Here is a 19,622-nt window from a genome sequence, read left to right on the forward strand (position 1 = left end):
TCGGAACTTTGGTCGGGCAGGACGGAACGACCGGGCGCCCATGGGTCGGCCGACCGTTGATCGACATCCGTCCATCCGGATGAGCCTGTTCCGGTTCGTCACGGTGAGTTCTGGGTCATCACGGTGGGTGAGGAAGCTTTTTGTCGGTGGGTCGCAATACCATTCCGGGCGTGGTTGACCTCTTCGCAGATCTGGTGGGGCAGCACGAGGCGGTCGAGACGCTTCGGCGGGCCGCCGCGTCGGCGGCTCGGGTGGTGGCCGGCGAGTCGGTCCCCGCGGGCGCCATGACTCACGCCTGGATCTTCACCGGCCCGCCGGGGTCGGGTCGGTCGGTGGCCGCCCGGGCGTTCGCGGCAGCGCTCGAGTGCGAGCGCGACGGCATCGGCTGCGGCGAGTGCCACGGCTGCCACACCGCCCTCGGCCGGACGCACGCCGACGTGCGGTTCGTCGTGCCGGAGGGCCTCTCGATCGGGGTCGGCGAGATGCGGGCCCTGGTGCTGCGGGCGGCCAGCGCGCCGTCGGGCGGCCGGTGGCAGGTCGTCGTGATCGAAGACGCCGACCGGCTCACCGAGCAGGCGGGCAACGCGCTGCTCAAGGCCATCGAGGAGCCCCCGCCGCGCACGGTGTTCCTGCTCTGCACCCCGTCGACCCACCCCGACGACATCTCGGTGACCATCCGGTCGCGCTGCCGCGTCGTGCCGCTGCGCCAGCCCCCCGCCGACGCAGTGGCCGAGGTGCTGGTGCGGCGAGACGGCATAAAGCCCGACGTGGCGGCGTGGGCGGCCGCGGCGGCCCAGGGGCACGTCGGGCGGGCCAAGCGCCTGGCCAACGACGACGAGGCCCGCGCGCGGCGCGAGGCGGTGCTGGCGGTCCCGCGGCGGCTGAGCAGCGTCGGCGCCTGCTTCGACGCCGCGTCGGCGTTGATCGCGGCGGCCGAGGCCGAGGCGGCGGCCGCCGTCGTCGAGAGCGACTCGTCCGAGCGCGCAGCCCTGGAGCAGGCCCTGGGCGCCGGCGGCACCGGCCGCGGCGCGGCGAGCGCGATGCGCGGCGCCGCCGGCCAGCTCAAAGACCTGGAACGCCGGCAAAAGTCGCGGGCAACCCGCTCCCAGCGCGACGCGCTCGACCGCGCCCTGGTCGACCTGGCCGGCTTCTACCGCGACGTGCTGATCACCAAGCTGCAAGCACCGGTCCCGGTGGTACACACCGACACCGCACAGCAGTCCGAAGCCGCAGCCGACAAGTGGACCGCCGAAAGCACCCTCCGCCGCCTGGAGGCGATCCTCGCCTGCCGCGACGCCATCGAGCAGAACGTCAAACCGAAGATCGCGGTCGAGGCGATGATGCTCAGCCTCTGGAGGGGCTGAGGTAAGACAGTCGCAGAGCCGGTGAACGCGCGGCGAGACGTGCCGGCCAGGGGCCGCCTCGCGCATCCGGCTGAGAAGGTTGCCCCACCGATCGAAACGACGCCCGGTGGCGCGGGCCGGACCTCCCCGGCGGTGAGCCGCCAGCGTGTGCGCCGACGGCTTCCAGCTGACCCACGGGAACGCAGCGCAGGTCCCCGGGGCGCCAGGGAGGGCTCTCCGGACGGCACGCACGCCCATGGAACCGCGGGCCGGCATCAGGAGCCCGCAGTAGGCGCGGGCGGCTTCGTCAGCAATCGGCTGCGTCCGGTGCCGTCCATTGCGGGCGAGGACCGGCGCGGTGGGACGTGGGCCGAGTGGAACGGCTACGGACGGGCGCTGTGAGGCGGGTCGGCGGGAGCCTCGTCGTCGATGCCGAGCACCTCGGCGATCTCCTCGAGCGGTGGCGGCGTTTGATCCTTCGGCTGCCGCGCCTGGCCCGCGGTTGCGGGGGGAGCCGCGGCCATCTCCGCGGATGCGCCGGACGCGGGCGTCGCGACCGTCGGTGCGCCACCGGCTGGGACGCCGATCGGTTCCCCCGACGGGGTGGCCTTCGAGGCAGGAGCTGTCTCCTGCGCCCCCGCGACGGGCGCGGTTTCGGCCGCGTCGGGGGCCGAGGGGTCGGCGGCGGGGTCCGGGGCCGGGTGCGGGGCGCTCGCCGTCACGAGGAGGGGAGTCAGGCGGCCCGCAACCGCTTCGGCGATTTCGGGGGCGGGGCGGGCGGCGTCGAGTACCAGGTAGCGCTTCGGGTCGGCTGCGGCCAGGTCGAGGAAGGCGTAGCGGACGCGTTCGTGGAAGGCTCGGGACTCGCTTTCCAAACGGTCGGCTCCCTCGCCCCGGGAGTCGACCCGGCCCAGGCCGACGCCGGGGTCGACGTCGAGGAGGACGACCAGGTCGGGTTTGAGGCCGCCGGTCGCCCAGGCCGACAGCCAGGAGATTTCCTGGACCGGCAGAGTGCGGCCGGCGCCCTGGTAGGCCAGTGAGGAGTCGACGTAGCGGTCGGAGATGACCACGGCGCCGCGGGCCAGGGCCGGGCGGACCACCGTGGCGACGTGGTGGGCGCGGTCGGCCGCGTAGAGCAGAGCCTCGGCCCGGGGGGCGGGGGCCGACTCCTTGTCGAGGAGGAGGCCGCGGATGCGTGAGCCGACGTCGGTTGCGCCCGGCTCGCGGGTGACGACCACGTCGCGGCCCTCGGCCTGCAGGGCCGACGCGAGGCGGGTGACCTGGGTGGACTTGCCGGCGCCCTCGCCGCCCTCGAAGACCACGAACACACCGCTGCGGACGAACTCCTCGGCCGGGGAGAGCGGCCGGCCGCGCATCGAGCCCCACAGGTCGGCCAGGATGGGGACGCCGCGCTTGTCGTCCATCTGGCGGAACGCGGCGATGCCTGCCCAGAGCCCGATGACGCCGGCGATCAGCAGGAGGACGCGGGTCGAGGACACGTCGACGCCGACGTTGCCGACCTTGACGCGGCGGGAGCTGCCGAGGCCGACCAGGGTGCTGGAGACCGCGACGGCGAGCAGCAGGACGATGCGGGTGCCGATGTTGACCACGGCGAAGACGCGGCCGCGGACTTCGTCGCCGACTTCGCTGTAGAGCAGGGTGGTGCCGGCCAGGAATGCCATGCCCGCGCCGGTGCCGACCAGCAGCGCGCCGATCAGGGCCACGACCAGGTGGAACGCGACCGCCATGACGAGCACGGCGGCGCTCGCCAGGACGATGCTCATGCCGAACCAGCGTTTGCGGGACAGCTCCTTCACGATTACCGGGCCGGCGGCGATGCCGATCGCGAGACCGATGAAGAGGGTGCCGAAGAGCAGGTAGAACGCGGCCGGGCCGGCGCCCAGCGAAACCGCGAACACGTTGGCCGTGCCGACGACCACGCCGGCCCCGGCGAACGCGCCGAAGATGCCGAGCACCAGGCCGCGTACCTGGGGCGTGCCGCCGATGTAGGTCCAGCCGTCGAGGAACTGCCGGAACATGCTGCGCTGGGCTTGCCGGGCGCGTTCGGCGGTCTTGCCGCCGATTTCCTTGATGCCGAAGAAGACGACAAGCGCGGTGGCGAGCCGGGAGAAGCCGTTGAACCAGAGCGCCAGTTGGGTGGGTTCGGCCCAATGGGCGAGGACGATGCCGGAGTGCTGGGCGATTCCGGTCAGCGACGACAGCCCGAGCGCCGCGACGATCGGGGTGATGCCGTACGTCGTGATCAGCGTGAGCTGGTTGGACACCTCGATCAGCGACTTCGGGATGAGGTTGGGTACGGCCGCTTCCTTGGCCGGCACCCAGATGAGGGTGACCGCTTCTCCCACGAACGTGGCGATCGCGGCCCAGGCCACGGACTGCGAGCCGGTGAAGCCGAGCAGTGGCACGAGCGGGATCGAGCCGTAGAAGACGAAGCGGATGAGGTCGGTGACGACCATCGTGTAGCGCCTGTCGAACCGGTCGGCCATCACGCCGGCGATCGGGCCGAGCACGAGCGACGGCAACAGGCGTACGGCGATCGTGCCACCGAACGCGGCACCCTTGGCCGCGCTGCTGCTGACCTGGGACGACGCGAACAGCGCGGTGGCCAGCAGGCCGATCCAGTCGCCGAGCGAGGCGACGCTGAGCACCATCCAGAGCCGGCGGAAGCCGCGTACCCGCAGCACGTAGCGCAGGGCGGCAACGCCGGAGAGGTCTACCTCGACCGGTCCGGTGTCGCGGGTTTCGGTGTCGATGGTCGTACCTCCCGTGATCCCTGCCCGGAGCACTCTATCCGGCGACCTCGACTTCCCCGGTGCTGCACGTTCGGGTGGCGCATAAATGAAGGTATTTCGCATTGTCATTCGACGGGTTACCGTGCACCGGTGATCGTCGACCTCACTGGATCCTCTAAAGCTCGCCTGCAGAAGCGCCTTGACCGGGCCACCGCCCACCTCGAGACGCCGATCGCCGCGGTCGACCTCGCCGCCTTCGACGACAACGCTGCCGAGCTGGTCGAACGGGCCTCCGGCAAGCCGCTGCGGGTGGCCAGCAAGTCGGTACGCTGCCGGACCCTGCTGGAGCGCGTGCTGGCCCGCCCCGGATGGCACGGAGTGATGGCCTACACCCTGCGCGAGGCGGTCTGGCTAGTCCGCGAAGGGGTGACTGACGACGTCCTCGTCGCGTACCCGACAGTCGATCGCACCGCGATCCGGGAGCTGACCTCGGACCCGAAGCTGGCCGGCGCCATTTCGATCATGGTGGATCATCCGGCCCACCTCGACCTGATCGACCAGGTCACGTCGCCGGGCAAGCGGCCGGATGTACGCCTCTGCCTCGACCTCGATTCCTCCTGGAAACCAGGGCCGCTGCACGTGGGCGTACGCCGATCGCCGGTGCACTCGGCCGCGCAAGCGGCCGTCCTGGCTCGCCGTCTCGTGGCCCGGCCCGGTTTTCGCCTGGTCGGCATGATGTCCTACGAGGCGCAGATCGCCGGGGTGGGCGACCTGTTGCCGAACGCCGTGCGCAGCCGGGTCATCCAGGTGATGCAGCAGAACTCGCTCACTGAGTTGATCCGGCGGCGGGCCGACGCGGTGGCCGCGGTGCGGCAGTACGCCGACCTGGAGTTCGTGAACGGCGGCGGCACCGGCAGCGTGGCCGCCACCAGCGCGGATCCGGCGGTCACCGAGGTCACCGCCGGTTCCGGGCTCTACGGTCCGACGCTCTTCGACGCCTACCGGGCCTGGCGGCCGACGCCGGCGGCGTTCTTCGCGCTCTCCGTCGTGCGCCGCCCGGCGCCACGGATCGCCACCGTGCTCGGCGGCGGCTGGATCGCTTCCGGGCCGGCCGAGAAGTCCCGTCAGCCCAGCCCCTACCTGCCGGCCGGGCTGCGGTTCAAGCCCGACGAGGGCGCCGGCGAGGTGCAGACACCCCTGCTCGGACCGGTCGCCGACACCCTGCGGCCCGGCGACCGGGTCTGGTTCCGTCATGCCAAGGCCGGCGAACTGTGCGAACACGTCAACGAGTTGCAGCTGGTCGACGGCGAGTCAGCGGCGCCGGCCCCGACCTACCGGGGCGAAGGCCATGCCTTCCTCGGCTAGCGCGTTACGCGTCGACGTGGCGGTGCAGGTATTCCCGGATGAGCGCCTTCGCCTCCAGTATCACCGCCTCGTCACCGGTCGTGATGCGCCGGAACGCCAGCTTGATCAGCGCGTCCGCCGCCTCGACCGAGATCTCCAGCGCGAACCGCAGACGCGCGCGGTCGATCAGCTGGAACTGCTCGACCAGCAGCTCGGCCAGCCGGTCGGCGATGACCGTGTTGTTGTCCTTCTCGAGGTCGAGCAGGTGCACGTCGACGACGTCGCCGAAGTGCAGCGTGCGGAAGCCGGCCACCGAACGGTGCATCTGGATGTAGACGTCGATGGCCGCGTCGACCCCGTCCCACCAGTGGGTGAAGGTCTCGCTCTCGAAGCGCGCGGACAGGCCTTGCAGGTATGCGTCCATGTTGCGCATGGCCAGCGCCTGGACGATCGCGCGCTTGTCCGGGAAGAACTGGTACACCGAGCCGATCGCGACCTCCGCCCGCTCGGCGAGCAGCGTGGTCGTCAGGCCCTCGTAGCCCACTTCATCGACGAGCTCGGCGCAGGCATCGAGCATGCGCTGGACCCGGGCAACGCTTCTGCCCTGCACCGGGACCCGCCGCAGCGGCCCGGTGGTGACGGTTGGTGTCGACACGCGTCGCCACTCCCTCTCAGCAGTGATAATCGGAACGTTACTCGGATCAACGAGCGAGTCGCATCGACGGGGACGCCAGGAAAACCGCTCGTACGGAGGACAAAGCCGAAATGACAAGCCCCGTAAACGCCCGACGCTGGATCAATTGGGGCGGCAACCAGCAGGCAGTTGCCGTCGACGTGCTGACTCCGGGCACTGTTGACGAAGTCGCGGCCCAGGTCAAGGAGGCGTCGGGTACCGGACGCCGGATCAAGGCGGTCGGCAGCGGCCACTCGTTCACCGATATCGCTCTGGCCAATGACCAGCGGTTACTCCTGCACCGGCTGAACGGTCTGGTCTCGATCGACGGTCCGCTCGTCACCGTGCAGGCCGGCATGCCGCTGAGCAGGCTGAACGCGCTTCTGGCGGAGCACGGGCTGGCGATGCCCAACCTGGGTGACATCGACGAGCAGACGGTCGCGGGCGCGATCTCGACCGGCACACACGGAACCGGGGCCAAGCACTCGACCATCGCATCCTGCGTGGAAGCGGTCAAACTGGTCAACGGTGCCGGCGAGGTCGTCACGATCGACCCCGGCGACCCGCTGCTGCCGGCGGCCCGGGTCTCACTGGGTGCGCTCGGAGTCCTGGTCGAGGTCACGCTGCGGTGCACCGAGGCGTTCACCCTGTTGGCCGACGAGCGGCCGATGGCGCTGGCCGACGTGATGGCCGGCCTCGACGAGTGGATCGCCGGCAACGACCACGCCGAGTTCTACTGGTACCCGTACACCGACCGCGCCCAGCTCAAGATCAATAACAAGGTCGAGGACAACGACCGGCCGCTCTCCCGCTTCCGCGGCTGGCTCGACGACGACTTCCTCTCCAACTCGGTGTTCGGCGCCGTCTGCCGGATCGGCCGCGCGGTGCCGGCGACGGTTCCGCCGATCAGCGCGCTCGCTGCGCGAGCGCTCACCGCGAGGACCTACACCGAGAGGTCAGACCGCGTTTTCTGTACGCCACGACGAGTGCATTTCACCGAGATGGAGTACGAGATCCCACGGAGTGCCCTCCCGGAAGTCCTCGACGCCCTCCCCAGGATCATCGACGGCCTCCCGTTCCGGGTGCAGTTCCCGGTCGAGGTGCGCTTCACCGGGCCCGACGACGTCTGGATGTCGCACGGCTACGGCCGGGACTCGGCCTACGTAGCCGTACACCAATTCGTCGGCAACGACTACGAACCCTATTTCCGCGCGGTGGAAGCGGTCTGCCGACCCCTCGGCGGACGGCCCCATTGGGGCAAGCTCCACTACCGTACGGCCGAGGACCTGCGCCCGGCCTACGAGAAGTTCGACGACTTCGTGGCCGTGCGGGACCAGTTCGACCCGGCCCGGGTCTTCGCGAACGACTACCTGGACCGGGTGCTCGGCTCGTAATTACTCGGCGGTGGCCGTCGCCTTTGCCGGGGCGGCCTTCTTGGCCGGGGCCTTCTTGGCGGCCGCCGCCTTCTTGGCCGGAGTCGCCTTCTTGGCCGCCGCCTTCTTGGCCGGGGCCTTCTTCGCCGCCGCCTTCTTGGCCGGCTCGTCGCCCGAAGCGGCCTTCTTGGCCACCTTCTTCGCCGGCGCCGCCTTCTTCGTGCTCGGGTTGGCCCGCTTGTTGGCCAGCATCTCCGACGCGATCTCCGGCGTGATCTCTTCCGGCGTCTGACCGCGGCGCAGCGTCGCGTTGGTCTCGCCGTCGGTCACGTAGGCACCGAACCGGCCGTCCTTGATCACCATCGGCTTCTGGCTGACCGGGTCGGGACCCAGCTCCTTCAGCGGCGGCTTGGCCGTACGGGACTGCCGCGTCTTCGGCTGGGCCAGCAGCTCGAGCGCCTTCTCGAGCGTGACCGTGAACAGCTCGTCCTCGCTGACCAGCGAACGGGAGTCGGTGCCGCGCTTGACGTACGGCCCGTACCGGCCGTTCTGCGCGGTGATCTCGACGCCGTCCTGGTCCTTGCCCACGATGCGGGGCAGGGTCAGCAGCTGCAGCGCCTGCTCCAGCGTGAGGGTCTGCGGCGACTGGCTCTTGAACAGCGACGCCGTGCGCTCGCCGCTCTGCACGTACGGCCCGAAGCGGCCGGACTTGACCAGCACCGGCTCGCCGGTGACCGGGTCGTCGCCGACCGACTTGTCGCCGCCGCCGGACGCGAAGAGCTCCTCGACCTTCTCGTTTGTGAGCTCGTCGGGCGCGATGCCCTCGGGAATCGACACCCGGTTGCCCGGGTCGTCCTCGGGCGCGTCCTTGAGCTTGCGCTGAAGGTAGGGACCGAAGCGGCCGACCCGGACCACGACCGGCCCGTTCTTCTCGTCCTCGAACAGGAAGATCGAGTTGACCAGGCGCGCGTCGATCGCGCTCAGGTTTTCCGTCACCATCTTCTTCAGGCCGCCGGCCTGGGCGATCGAGTCCTCGGCGCCCGCCGTCTGGCTGCCGAAGTAGAAAGAGGTGAGGAAGTCGAGCGCCGCGTGGTCGCCGCCCGCGATGTCGTCGAGCTGGCTTTCCATCGACGCGGTGAAGTTGTAGTCCACCAGGCGCGGGTAGTGGCCCTCGAGCAGGCCGACCACGGCGAACGCCAGGAACGACGGGATCAGGGCCTGGCCGCGCTTCTCGACGTATCCCCGGTCCTGGATCGTCCGCATGATCGACTCGTAGGTCGACGGGCGGCCGATGCCCAGCTCCTCCAGTGCCTTGACCAGCGACGCCTCGGTGTAGCGGGCGGGCGGCGAGGTGTGGTGACCGACCGCGGCCAGCTCCTCGGCGGTCAGTGGCTGGTCCTTGACCAGGGTCGGCAGACGGCGCTCGGCGTCCTCCGCCTCGGCGTTCTCGTCGTCGCTCGACTCGACGTACGCCCGGAGGAATCCCGGGTCGGTGATCGTCTTACCGGTCGCGGCGAAGTCGACCTCCTCGTTGGAGGTGGAGACCGCCCGGATGCGCACGCTCACCGAGTTACCGACCGCGTCGGTCATCTGCGAGGCGATCGTGCGCCGCCAGATCAGCTCGTAGAGGCGGAACTCGTCCGGCTTGAGCTCCTTGGCCACCTCGCCCGGCGTACGGAAGTTGTCGCCGGCCGGCCGGATCGCCTCGTGGGCCTCCTGCGCGTTCTTGACCTTGCCCGTGTAGCGGCGCGGCTGCGGCGGCACGTTGGCCTGGCCGTACAGCTCGGCGATCTGCCGGCGGGCGGCGGTCAGCGCCGTCTCGGACAGGTTGACCGAGTCGGTACGCATGTAGGTGATGTAGCCGCTCTCGTAGAGAGTCTGCGCGGTGCGCATCGTCTGCGACGCGGAGAAGCGCAGCTTGCGGGCCGCCTCCTGCTGCAACGTCGACGTGATGAACGGCGCGTACGGCCGGCGCCGGTACGGCTTCTCCTCGACCCGGGTGACCGTGAACGGGCGGTCCTCCAGGCGGGCGGCGAGACCACGAGCGCCGTCGCCGTCGAGGTGCACGACCCCGGCGCCCGGGCGGACCTGGCCGGTGGTCGGCTCGAAGTCCCGACCGGTGGCGACACGATCACCATCGAGAGCGATCAGCGTGGCCTGGAAGTTGCGCGGCCCTTCGACCTGCCCCTGAACGGACAGGGTGGCCAGGATGTCCCAGTATTCGGCGGTGCGGAACGCCATGCGCTGGCGCTCCCGCTCGACCACGATGCGGGTCGCGACCGACTGCACGCGCCCGGCCGACAGCTTGGGGCCGACCTTCTTCCACAGGACCGGGCTGACCTCGTAGCCGTAGAGCCGGTCGAGGATGCGGCGGGCCTCCTGGGCGTCGACCAGGTCGCGGTCGATCTCGCGCGGGTTGGCCACCGCGGCCTGGATCGCCGGCTTGGTGATCTCGTGGAAGACCATCCGGTGGACCGGCACCTTGGGCTTGATCGTCTCGACCAGGTGCCAGGCGATGGCCTCGCCCTCGCGGTCCTCATCCGTTGCGAGGAAGATCTCGTCGACCTCTTTGGCCAGGCTCTTCAGCTTGTCGATCTGGCCCTTGCGGTTGGACGAGACCACGTAGAGCGGCTGGAAGCCGTTGTCGACGTCGACCCCGAGGCGCGCCCACGACTCGCCGGCGTACTTGGCGGGCACCTCGTCGGCATTTTTCGGCAGGTCACGGACATGGCCGAAAGAGGCCTCGACAAAATAGTCGGGCCCCAGATAACCGGCGATCGTCTTGGCCTTCGACGGAGACTCGACGATGACCAGACGGGTCGTCCTGGCGTCACTCGGCACGGCACTCCCACACTTCGCACTCGCGTTCCGCCTCATCGACGGGCTTTCCTTCTGTTTTCCGCCGCGGGCTGGCACAGCACCGGTGGAGCACAGACTTTCAACGTAACGCGCCGGACGAGCACACATTCCCGCAGCTGCTGCAAGCCCGGCCCTCTTTCGGCTTTGCAGGTTGTGGCGGACAGGAGCGGTCCGGCCACCGCACGCGTCCGACGGCGACACCGTACACCGGGAACATGCTGTTGTGTCGCACACAATCCAGGAAGATCACGCACCGGCGCCGTCGGGCCACAACTCCGGCGGTGCCGCGGCGGGGCGATCACCGACCAGTTCGGCGAGGCGTTTCAAGCGGCGCTGACCTGCGATGACGTAGTGGCGGCCGTCCTCGGAGAGGCGGCCGGCCAGACCGGCGCGGACCAGCGCGGCATCGATTGCCCGAAGTTCCTTCAGATTGTGGCTCGCCGCTCCGAGGCCGAGGGCATAGCCGCCGGGGACCGGTTCGCCGGCCGCGGCGACCCAGAGACGCAGGCGGGGGCCGCTGAGGAAGAGCTGGGCGGCCGCGTCGGGCCAGGCCCGGGCGAGGGTGTTCAGCCGACTGGAGTACGCCGTGACGACCTCGAAACGGGGTTTTGGGGCGGGTTCGGGCGGGTTCGGGTCATCCGCCGCTTCTTCGGCGGACGTGTCGGCATCGTCACCCACGGTGGCGGTTGACTCGTCGAGGGCCGCAGTTGACCCGTCGGGGGCCGCGGCGGGGCCTCCCGGGGCAGAGGACGGGTCGGGGGCGGCCGGCTCGTGGGGCACTTCGGGCTGGTCGGGCAGTTCGGGCTCGTCCGGCGGTTCGGGCTCGTCCGGCGGTTCGGGCTCGTCCGGCGGTTCGGGCTCGTCGGGCTCGTCGGGCTCGTCGAGGAGTGCGGTGGGCTCGGGCAGGCTGTCGGTCAGGAAGTCGACGTCCGACGGGAGGTCGGGCAGCGGGTCGGCGTCGGGGTCGAAGGTCGCGGCCACCGGCGGCCTGCGGACGGATGTCTCTTTCTTTACCTGCGGTTCCGACGGTCCGGATCGCTCTGACACGATCGGGTGCGCGTCGTCGCGTACTTCTTCATGCCAATTGACCACCAAGCCGCGGCTGACCAGTTCGGTGACCAACGCATGCACCCGCCAGGCGGCATCCACCGTGACCGATACGCGGGCCGTGCCGCCCATCCGGCCGATCCGGCCGGGGCCGGCGAGAAGGCCGGCGAGATCGGCCGGCGAGGGTTCCGTGGTGTCCGCGCCGAAAATCGAGAGTTGGCGCCCGGCCTCGCCCGGAGGCGCCGGGAGACGGGGGCCGATCCGGGTCTTGGCAGGCTTGATCGGCGCGGGAAGCACCTCGCGCGGAATGAGGGGCCAACCGGTCTCATTCATCTCATCGGCACTCGGGGACTTCGTCGAAGGCCTGCTGCAACTCGGTCGACTTGAGATTGCTGGTGTCGAGGCTGCTGGCCTGATAGTCCTGGTTGAGCTGGGTGACGACCTTGGCGACCTGGTCGTAGAAGCCCTCGGCCGGGGTGATCGCGAGCGCGCCGATGCCGGTCCGGGCCCGCCCGTATGCATCGCGCACCTTGGCCAGCGAGGTGACGAACCCGTCGGCGATCTGCTTGCCGTCGCTGACGTCGGGATCGCCCGCCTCGGCCACGCCGGCCCGCGCCTTCTCACTGGCGTCGCGGGCGCCGCCGAAGAGCGTCATCAGGTTTTCTTTCGCCTGGCCGGGGGTGGTGCGGGTGGTCATCTGCTGCTGGGTGCGGATGGTCAGCGAGCCGATCTCGGTGCGCCAGGGTGCGAGCGTCCGGCAGACCTGTGAGGCCCAGGCGCGGGCGCCGTGCGAGCCGGCACAGGCGCCGAGCGGTGCAGCGAGCGCAAGGAGTATCAGCAGAACGAGGGGGCGTGCCGGGCGCATGGAAGCAGGGTACGGGTGCCCACCGACAATCCGTTCTACCGCAGAGGGCGCCCGGTGAAACACCCGGGCGCCCTCCACTTCGATCGGTCAGGCGCTGACGCGCTCGCTGGGCGTGTTGTCGCCGGTCGGAGCGGCCGGGGCGTCGTCACCCATCGAGATCGGCTTGCGCTTGCTCCACACCACGGCGGCCGCGATGATGGCCGCCGCCACGACGGCGATGATGACGCGGAGCGGGGTGTTCTGGTCCTTGCCGATGCTCCAGGTCACGACGGCCGGGGCGATCAGCAGCGAGACCAGGTTCATCACCTTGAGCAGCGGGTTGATCGCCGGGCCGGCGGTGTCCTTGAACGGGTCACCGACCGTGTCACCGATGATCGTGGCTTCGTGCGCGTCGGATCCCTTGCCGCCGTAGGAGCCGTCCTCGACCAGCTTCTTGGCGTTGTCCCACGCGCCGCCGGAGTTGGCCAGGAAGACCGCCATCAGCGTGCCCGTGCCGATCGCGCCGGCCAGGTAGGCCGCCAGCGCGCCGGCGCCGAGACCGAAGCCGACCGCGATCGGGGCGAGGATCGCCAGCAGACCCGGGGTGAGCAGCTCGCGCTGCGCGTCGCGGGTGCAGATGTCGACGACCCGGCCGTACTCGGGCCGCTCGGTGCGGTCCATGATGCCCGGGTGCTCGCGGAACTGGCGGCGAACCTCCATCACGACCGCGCCCGCTGAGCGGGAAACGGCGTTGATCGCGAGGCCGGAGAAGAGGAACACGACGGCCGCGCCGATCAGCAGGCCGACCAGGCTGCGCGGGTTGGCGATGTTGAGCAGGCCGAGGATCTCGTTGCCGACGTTCTTGACGCCCGCGTCGGTGAGCGAGGAGCTCAGGCTGTTGGTGTACGACCCGAACAGCGCCGTGGCGGCCAGGACGGCGGTCGCGATCGCGATGCCCTTGGTGATCGCCTTGGTGGTGTTGCCGACCGCGTCGAGCTCGGTCAGGATCTGCGCGCCGTGCTCGTCGATGTCGCCGGACATCTCGGCGATGCCCTGCGCGTTGTCGGAGATCGGGCCGAAGGTGTCCATCGCGACGATGACGCCGACCGTGGTCAGCAGGCCGGTGCCGGCCAGCGCGACCGCGAACAGCGACAGGGTGAGCGACGAGCCGCCGAGCAGGAACGCGCCGTAGACGCCGGCGCCGATCAGCAGTGCCGAGTAGACCGCCGACTCGAGGCCGACGCTGATGCCGGCCAGCACCACGGTCGCCGCGCCGGTCTGGGACGACTTGCCGATGTCCTGCACCGGGCGCCGGTTGGTCTCGGTGAAGTAACCGGTCAGGGCCTGGATCGCGGCCGCCAGCACGATGCCGATCACGACGGCGCCGATCGCGATCCAGCGCGGGTCACGGCCGCTCGCGATGATGTCCTGCGAGATGCCGCTGTCCTTGAAGCCGGCGAAGCTCGACGGCAGGTAGATAAAGGTGACGATCGCGACCAGGATCGCCGAGACCACCGCGGAGATGTAGAACGCCCGGTTGATCGCCGTCAGGCCGTTGCGGTCGGACGGGCGGAGCCGGGTGATGAACACACCGAGGATGGCGATGACCACACCGATCGTCGAGATGATCAGCGGGAAGATCAGGCCGTCCTGGCCGAAGGCGGCCTGGCCGAGGATCAGCGCGGCGACCAGGGTCACGGCGTACGACTCGAACAGGTCGGCCGCCATGCCGGCGCAGTCACCGACGTTGTCGCCCACGTTGTCGGCGATGGTCGCGGCGTTACGCGGGTCGTCCTCGGGGATGCCCTGCTCCACCTTGCCGACCAGGTCGGCGCCGACGTCCGCGGCCTTGGTGAAGATGCCGCCGCCGACCCGCATGAACATCGCGAGCAGGGCAGCACCGAAGCCGAAGCCCTCGAGCACGGTCGGGGCGTCGCTGCGGAAGATCAGCACAACCAGCGAGCCGCCGAAGAGCCCCAGGCCGACGGTGAGGAAGCCGACCACACCGCCGGTGCGGAAGGCGATGCCCATGGCGGTCTCGCGGCCGCCCTGCTCACCGGCCGCCGCGGCCACCCGGAGGTTGGCGCGGGTCGCGAGCGCCATGCCCGCGCCGCCGATGAACGAGCTGAAAACCGCGCCCACGATGAAGAACAGCGACCGGCCGATCTTGACCCAGACCTCGTTGTCGGTGTCGTGCACCGGCAGGAGGAAGAGCAGGACGACGGCGATCACCACGAAGATCGCAAGGGTTTTGAACTGGCGGAACAGGTAGGCCGACGCGCCTTCTTGGACGGCGCCGGCGATCTCCTGCATATTTTTGGTGCCCCGGCCGGTCTTGATGACCGACTGGACGAACATCGCCGCGAAGCCGAGCGCGATCAGCGCGAAGACGATAGCGACGATGACGAATGTGAGATTGGAACCACTCAGGGACACTCCGCCCGCGGCAAGAGTTCTTGGAGTCCCGGACATCGATGTCCTCCTGTACAACGATCGCGCCGGGGCGGCGGACGTGACCGTCCCCGGCGCATCCCCGTCACCGGGGAGACGACAACTGGGTCCCGCGGCCGCGGGACCAGGAGCAGTAGCGAATAACTCGCGTACTGTATCGGCCGGTCGTGGTGGTGGTCACATCCGGATCCGGCCGTGTCGTGGTGATGTTCGCCGCTGTGTTAGCGACGCGCCAGGAGGGTAACGAGGTTTTTTGATCTTTCGGCGGCCGAGGGATCGGTCAGCGCCGTTGCACCGGCCACACCATCCGGACCTCGGTGCCGGGTCCGTCATCGACCGGGCGAACCTGCAGGTCATCGACAAATCCGGCGAGTAGCGCGAAGCCGACGCCGGTGGTCAGGGCCTCGTCGGTCAGCGACTCGTCGGCCAACTCGTCGGGCGGCAGCTTGGCCAGGCCGACGCTCGCCTCGATCGGGGCGTGGTCGATCACCCGAACCGCATATGAGTCCGAATCAGACATTTCGACTGTGACGAGATCGGGGATGTTGTATTGGTTGTGCAGCGCGACCGCGCGCGTGCACGCCTCACCGATCGCCAGCCGGACCTCGTCGAGCAGTTCCTCGGCGACCCCCGCCCGCCGAGCCACTGCCACGCCGACCAGCCGGGCCGTGCGGACATGCACGGGCGCGGGCGAGAAGGACAGCCGGACCGTCGCCATCACGAAGTCGGGCCGTCGCCGTCTGCGGTCGCCGCCTCGATCGTCGGATAGATCGGGAACACCTGGTCCAGCGCCGTGATCCGGAAGATCTTGAGCAGCGGCTCCTTCGAGCAGACGAGGCCGAACGTGCCGTTCGCCACCCGCAGCCGCTTCATCGCGCCGACCAGCACCCCGAGCCCGGTCGAATCGAGGAAATCAACACCGCCCAGATCGACCACGACATTGCGTGCACCGGCGTCGACCAACTCGACCAACCTCTCCCGCAACCTCGGGGCGGTGTAGACGTCGACCTCACCGCCCACCTCGAGCACCGTGTGCTCGGCGACGGTCCGGGCCGCCAGCGACAGCTCCATCGGTCCTCCTCCCTGCGAGGCGTGGTTGCGGCGGCCCACCCTACGCGTCCGCCTGCGCGCGCTGCGGTGACCGCCGATCTCCCCAGCGAATCTAACCACCGCCGAACAATCCGCGACGCGTGGCACCCACCGTCGTACCCGTTTGGGGTTCGGCCCACTCCGATGTCAGAGTGCAAGCCGTGACTTCCACCGCCCTTGACCCGGCCGAACTGCTTCACCGGCTCCGGGCCCGCACCGCGCGGGGCGAACAGTCGCCGATCACCCACGTCGAGCAGGTCCCGGCCCGCGACGGTCACCCGGTCGACTGGCCGTCGTGGGTCTCACCCGCCCTGATCGAGGCACTCGCCGGGCACGGCATCGAACAGCCGTGGTCGCATCAGGCCGCGGCGGCAACGCTCGCGAACTCGGGCACCCACGTGGTGCTGGCCACCGGCACCGCCTCGGGCAAGTCGCTCGGCTATCAACTCCCGGTGCTCAGCCGCCTCCTCACCGACGAGCGGGCCACCGCCCTCTACATCTCGCCGGCCAAGGCACTCGCCGCCGACCAGTTGCGCTCGGTCACGCGACTCGGGCTCGACGGCATCCGCCCGGCCACATACGACGGTGACACCCCCCGCGAGGAACGCGACTGGGTCCGGCAGAACTCCCGCCTGATCCTCACCAACCCCGACATGGTTCACCATTCGCTGCTTCCCAGCCACCAACGCTGGGCGCAATTCTTGCGCCGCCTTTCGTACGTGGTGATCGACGAGTGCCATGCCTACCGGGGCGTGTTCGGGTCGCACGTGGCCCACGTCGTGCGGCGGCTGCGCCGTGCCGCCGCCCGTTACGGCGGCTCCCCCACGTTCGTGCTGGCCTCGGCGACGTCGGGCGACCCCGGCCTGACCGCCTCCCGGCTGGTCGGCCTGCCGGTCGAGGCGGTGACCGCCGACGGCTCGCCGCGTGGAGGGGTCACCTTCGCCCTCTGGGAACCACCCCTCCTGCCCGACATCTCCGACGACGGCGCCGACATGATCCAGGTCCGGCGGTCGGCCCTCAGCGAAACGGCCGACCTGCTCACCGACTCGGTCATCGCCGGCACCCGGACACTGGCCTTCATCCGCTCCCGCCGCGGCGCCGAGGTGGTGGCGTCGATCGCCCGGCGCTCGCTCAACGAAGCGGTGCCCGGGCTCGGCTCGCGGGTCGCCGCCTACCGCGCCGGCTACCTGCGCGACGACCGGCGGGCCATCGAACGCTCCCTGCTCTCCGGCGAACTGCTCGCGCTCGCCTCGACCAACGCGCTCGAACTCGGCGTCGACCTGGTCGGCCTCGACGCGGTCCTGATCTGCGGCTACCCGGGCACCCGGGCGTCCCTATGGCAGCAGGCGGGACGGGCCGGGCGCGCGGGCGGAGAAGCACTCGCGGTGCTGATCGCCCGGGACGACCCGCTCGACACCTACCTCGTGCACCACCCGTCGGCCCTGTTCGGCCGCCCGGTCGAGACGACGGTGCTCGACCCGTCCAACCCGTACGTCCTCGGACCACAACTGTGCTGCGCGGCCTCGGAGGCACCGATCACCCTCGCCGACCTTCCGCTGTTCGGTGGCGATGCGGCGCAGGCGGCCCTCGACGGGCTGACCGCCTCGGGTGCGCTGCGGAAACGGCCGTCCGGTTGGTACTGGACCCACCGCGGGCGCCCCGAGGTCGACCTGCGCGGCACGGGCGGCGGCCCGATCCAGGTCGTCGAGGAGCCGACCGGCCGGCTGCTCGGCACGGTCGACCCGGAGTCGTCCCACTCGATGCTGCACGCCGGCGCGGTCTACCTGCATCAGGGCGTGACGTACGTGGTCGACGACCTCAACCTTGAGGATGCGATCGCCCTCGTCCACCCCGAAGAACCGGAGTGGACGACCCAGGCCCGCGACGTGATCGACCTGTCGGTGGTGTCGGTGCGGTCCTACGTCGATGCCGGGCCGGTCGGCCTGTTCCTCGGCGAGGTCGACGTGACCAGCCAGGTCGTGTCCTACCAGCGCCGCCGCATCGCGACCGGCGAGCTGATCGACACCCGGCCGCTCGACCTGCCGGCCCGCGAACTGCGAACGGTCGCGGTCTGGTTCACGGTGTCGCCGCGAGCCCTGGAGGCAGCGGGCGTCTCACCGGCCGACTTCCCGGGTGCCCTGCACGCGGCCGAGCACGCGGGCATCGGCCTGCTGCCGCTGATCGCGACATGCGACCGCTGGGACATCGGCGGACTGTCGACGGCCAACCACATCGACACCGAGGCCCCAACGGTCTTCGTATACGACGGCCATCCAGGCGGGGCGGGCTTCGCCGAACGCGCCTACGAGGCGGCCTCCGAGTGGCTCCGCGCGACCCGCGAGGCGATCGCGTCGTGCGTCTGCGAAAGCGGCTGCCCGTCCTGCGTCCAGTCCCCGAAGTGCGGCAATGGCAACAACCCGCTCAACAAACCGGGCGCCATCCGGGTCCTGGACGTGGTCCTCCAGTCGCTCGCCGACAACTCGTAGGGCCACCCCCGCCCTCGCCCCCGTCGGCTCCACCGCCCTCCCCCGGCTCGCCCCTTCTCCGGCTCCGCCCGCCTCCTCCGGCTCGGGCTCAGGCTCGGGCTCCGGCTCCGGCTCGGGCTCGGGCTCGGGCTCGGGCTCCGGCTCCGGCTCCGGCTCCGGCTCCGGCTCGGGCTCGATCAAACCCGGTCCTCACCCCGGCAGCGCGTAAACCGGGCCTGCTCTCGCCACGGCTTCGGCCTGCCGGACCAGGCCGGGCAGCGGGCGCACCTCCACCTCGGCGCGCACCACGATCTCCAGGTCGGTGACCCTGCATTCGGTCATCCGGCCGCCGTTGGCGACGACGAACCGGGCGGCTTGCGCACACGCGTCCGACTCGCCGTGCACGGCTCGGGTCGCGCCGGCCAGTGCGCCGAGGTCGGCCGCATTGTGGGCGCGGTGGCGGGCCACGCGGGTGTTGCCGACGGCGCAACCAGCAACGCCGGCGGCAACCATCAGCAGACCCACCGCAAGAACAAGGATCGAGGCCGCACCCCGATCGTCAGCCGCCGCCCGCCCCATCCGCCGAAGGCAGACCAACCAGCAGCCGCGCGCCAGCCCCCAACGGCGAACGAGCCAGGCGCGAGCCAAGCGAGCTGAAGGCAAGCAGGCGCGAGCCAACCACGCGCGGGCCAGCCGAGCGCGGGCCAGCCGAGCGCGGGCCAGCCGAGCGCGGGCCAGCCGAGCGCGGGCCAGCCGAGCGCGGGACGGCGTCATGGGGTGACCGTCGTCGGCTCGCGAGCGGCCACGGCTGCGCCCTCCACGGTGATCACCGGGAGGTGGGCGCCCAGCAGGCGGACCGGGGCCCTCACCCGGGCGGTCACAACGTCGCCATCGACCTCGATCTGCACCGTGGCACCCGGCGGCACGAACTGGTCCGGCGCGGGCGCGCCCCGGGCCGTGGCCAGCGCCGCCTCGCGGGCCGCGTCGACGCACTGGCCCTTGGCGGTTACCGCGGAGACCGCGGTCAGGCCCGCGAACAGCAGGAGCATGAGCGCCGGCAGCCCGGCCGCGAGTTCGGCGGTAAAGGAGCCCCGGTCGCGGCCGGGCGGCCGGCGCCGTGTCACTTCAGGGCCTTGTCGATCACCGCGGTGAGCGCCGTGAGCACGTTGGTGCCGGTGACGACCTTGAGTAGTACGCCGGCGAACGCCACGGCGGCCAGGGTCCCGACGGCGTACTCGGCGGTGCTCATTCCGGCGTCGGCGGCCTCGGTCCGCAGACGCGCGAAGTTCGCGATGAATTTGCGCACGTGGTTCTCCTTCGGTTGGTGGGTGGATCCGGCTCCCGCATGGGGCGGGAGCCGTGCGGCGGGGTGGGACCGCCG

The 19,622-nt window shown here is 70.6% G+C and carries 15 protein-coding genes; 4 read left to right on the plus strand and 11 right to left on the minus strand.

Features of this window, described 5'->3' with window-relative positions; genetic code table 11:
* Positions 1-170 precede the first annotated feature (170 nt).
* The gene (locus ACIA5C_RS39030; RefSeq protein WP_396064345.1) at positions 171-1,364 is read left to right on the plus strand and encodes a DNA polymerase III subunit delta'; all 1,194 of its coding nucleotides are present in this window, start codon (positions 171-173) and stop codon (positions 1,362-1,364) included.
* Between the two features lie 362 nt (positions 1,365-1,726).
* Here ACIA5C_RS39030 and tmk read toward each other — a convergent pair whose 3' ends face one another.
* Positions 1,727-4,012 (minus strand): dTMP kinase, encoded by a 2,286-nt coding sequence (gene tmk / locus ACIA5C_RS39035; RefSeq protein WP_396064652.1) that lies wholly within the window; start codon positions 4,010-4,012, stop codon positions 1,727-1,729.
* A gap of 237 nt (positions 4,013-4,249) precedes the next feature.
* On the opposite strand from tmk, the gene ACIA5C_RS39040 reads away from it, so the two are divergent.
* Entirely contained in the window at positions 4,250-5,461 is a 1,212-nt protein-coding gene (locus ACIA5C_RS39040) for an amino acid deaminase/aldolase (RefSeq protein WP_396064654.1), read from the plus strand.
* Positions 5,462-5,465: 4 nt separating this feature from the next.
* On the opposite strand, the gene ACIA5C_RS39045 is transcribed toward ACIA5C_RS39040, so the two are convergent.
* Positions 5,466-6,095 (minus strand): TetR family transcriptional regulator, encoded by a 630-nt coding sequence (locus tag ACIA5C_RS39045; RefSeq protein WP_396064347.1) that lies wholly within the window; start codon positions 6,093-6,095, stop codon positions 5,466-5,468.
* A 110-nt stretch (positions 6,096-6,205) separates the two neighbouring features.
* On the opposite strand from ACIA5C_RS39045, the gene ACIA5C_RS39050 reads away from it, so the two are divergent.
* Positions 6,206-7,507 (plus strand): D-arabinono-1,4-lactone oxidase, encoded by a 1,302-nt coding sequence (locus tag ACIA5C_RS39050; protein WP_396064349.1) that lies wholly within the window; start codon positions 6,206-6,208, stop codon positions 7,505-7,507.
* On the opposite strand, the gene topA is transcribed toward ACIA5C_RS39050, so the two are convergent.
* From topA to ACIA5C_RS39080, 6 genes are all read right to left on the minus strand, one after another.
* The gene (gene topA / locus ACIA5C_RS39055; RefSeq protein WP_396064351.1) at positions 7,508-10,327 is read right to left on the minus strand and encodes a type I DNA topoisomerase; all 2,820 of its coding nucleotides are present in this window, start codon (positions 10,325-10,327) and stop codon (positions 7,508-7,510) included. It lies immediately after the preceding gene.
* 264 nt (positions 10,328-10,591) lie between these two features.
* The gene (locus ACIA5C_RS39060) at positions 10,592-11,725 is read right to left on the minus strand and encodes a hypothetical protein (protein ID WP_396064353.1); all 1,134 of its coding nucleotides are present in this window, start codon (positions 11,723-11,725) and stop codon (positions 10,592-10,594) included.
* A 1-nt stretch (position 11,726) separates the two neighbouring features.
* Positions 11,727-12,257, minus strand: a complete 531-nt coding sequence (locus ACIA5C_RS39065) for a hypothetical protein (RefSeq protein ID WP_396064355.1) — start codon at positions 12,255-12,257, stop codon at positions 11,727-11,729.
* Positions 12,258-12,344: 87 nt separating this feature from the next.
* A complete protein-coding gene (locus ACIA5C_RS39070; RefSeq protein WP_396064357.1) occupies positions 12,345-14,708 on the minus strand; it encodes a sodium-translocating pyrophosphatase in 2,364 nt (787 codons plus the stop codon).
* A gap of 259 nt (positions 14,709-14,967) precedes the next feature.
* Positions 14,968-15,408 (minus strand): ATP-binding protein, encoded by a 441-nt coding sequence (locus ACIA5C_RS39075; protein WP_396064359.1) that lies wholly within the window; start codon positions 15,406-15,408, stop codon positions 14,968-14,970.
* Complete coding sequence (locus tag ACIA5C_RS39080; protein ID WP_396064361.1) at positions 15,405-15,758, minus strand: STAS domain-containing protein; 354 nt, start codon at positions 15,756-15,758, stop codon at positions 15,405-15,407. Before ACIA5C_RS39080 ends, ACIA5C_RS39075 begins: the two co-directional genes overlap by 4 nt.
* Before the next feature lie 170 nt (positions 15,759-15,928).
* On the opposite strand from ACIA5C_RS39080, the gene ACIA5C_RS39085 reads away from it, so the two are divergent.
* Complete coding sequence (locus ACIA5C_RS39085; protein ID WP_396064363.1) at positions 15,929-18,262, plus strand: DEAD/DEAH box helicase; 2,334 nt, start codon at positions 15,929-15,931, stop codon at positions 18,260-18,262.
* Between the two features lie 189 nt (positions 18,263-18,451).
* Here ACIA5C_RS39085 and ACIA5C_RS39090 read toward each other — a convergent pair whose 3' ends face one another.
* The 3 genes from ACIA5C_RS39090 to ACIA5C_RS39100 form a co-directional block, all read right to left on the minus strand.
* On the minus strand, positions 18,452-18,820 hold the full coding sequence (locus ACIA5C_RS39090) for an Rv3654c family TadE-like protein (protein WP_396064365.1): 369 nt from the start codon (positions 18,818-18,820) through the stop codon (positions 18,452-18,454).
* Positions 18,821-19,011: 191 nt separating this feature from the next.
* On the minus strand, positions 19,012-19,365 hold the full coding sequence (locus tag ACIA5C_RS39095) for a TadE family type IV pilus minor pilin (RefSeq protein WP_396064367.1): 354 nt from the start codon (positions 19,363-19,365) through the stop codon (positions 19,012-19,014).
* Positions 19,362-19,490 (minus strand): DUF4244 domain-containing protein, encoded by a 129-nt coding sequence (locus ACIA5C_RS39100; RefSeq protein WP_396064656.1) that lies wholly within the window; start codon positions 19,488-19,490, stop codon positions 19,362-19,364. Before ACIA5C_RS39100 ends, ACIA5C_RS39095 begins: the two co-directional genes overlap by 4 nt.
* Positions 19,491-19,622 lie beyond the last annotated feature (132 nt).

The sequence above is a fragment of the Actinoplanes sp. NPDC051343 genome, assembly GCF_044455125.1.
Lineage (GTDB): Bacteria > Actinomycetota > Actinomycetes > Mycobacteriales > Micromonosporaceae > Actinoplanes.

Excerpts from the sequence above, each read along its gene's own strand:
- ACIA5C_RS39050 (WP_396064349.1), top strand. The coding sequence starts at position 6,206 with ATGACAAGCCCCGTAAACGCCCGACGCTGGATCAATTGGGGCGGCAAC.
- ACIA5C_RS39060 (WP_396064353.1), bottom strand. The coding sequence starts at position 11,725 with ATGAATGAGACCGGTTGGCCCCTCATTCCGCGCGAGGTGCTTCCCGCG.
- ACIA5C_RS39065 (WP_396064355.1), bottom strand. The coding sequence starts at position 12,257 with ATGCGCCCGGCACGCCCCCTCGTTCTGCTGATACTCCTTGCGCTCGCT.
- ACIA5C_RS39070 (WP_396064357.1), bottom strand. The coding sequence starts at position 14,708 with ATGTCCGGGACTCCAAGAACTCTTGCCGCGGGCGGAGTGTCCCTGAGT.
- ACIA5C_RS39080 (WP_396064361.1), bottom strand. The coding sequence starts at position 15,758 with ATGGAGCTGTCGCTGGCGGCCCGGACCGTCGCCGAGCACACGGTGCTC.
- ACIA5C_RS39090 (WP_396064365.1), bottom strand. The coding sequence starts at position 18,820 with ATGGGGCGGGCGGCGGCTGACGATCGGGGTGCGGCCTCGATCCTTGTT.
- ACIA5C_RS39100 (WP_396064656.1), bottom strand. The coding sequence starts at position 19,490 with ATGAGCACCGCCGAGTACGCCGTCGGGACCCTGGCCGCCGTGGCGTTC.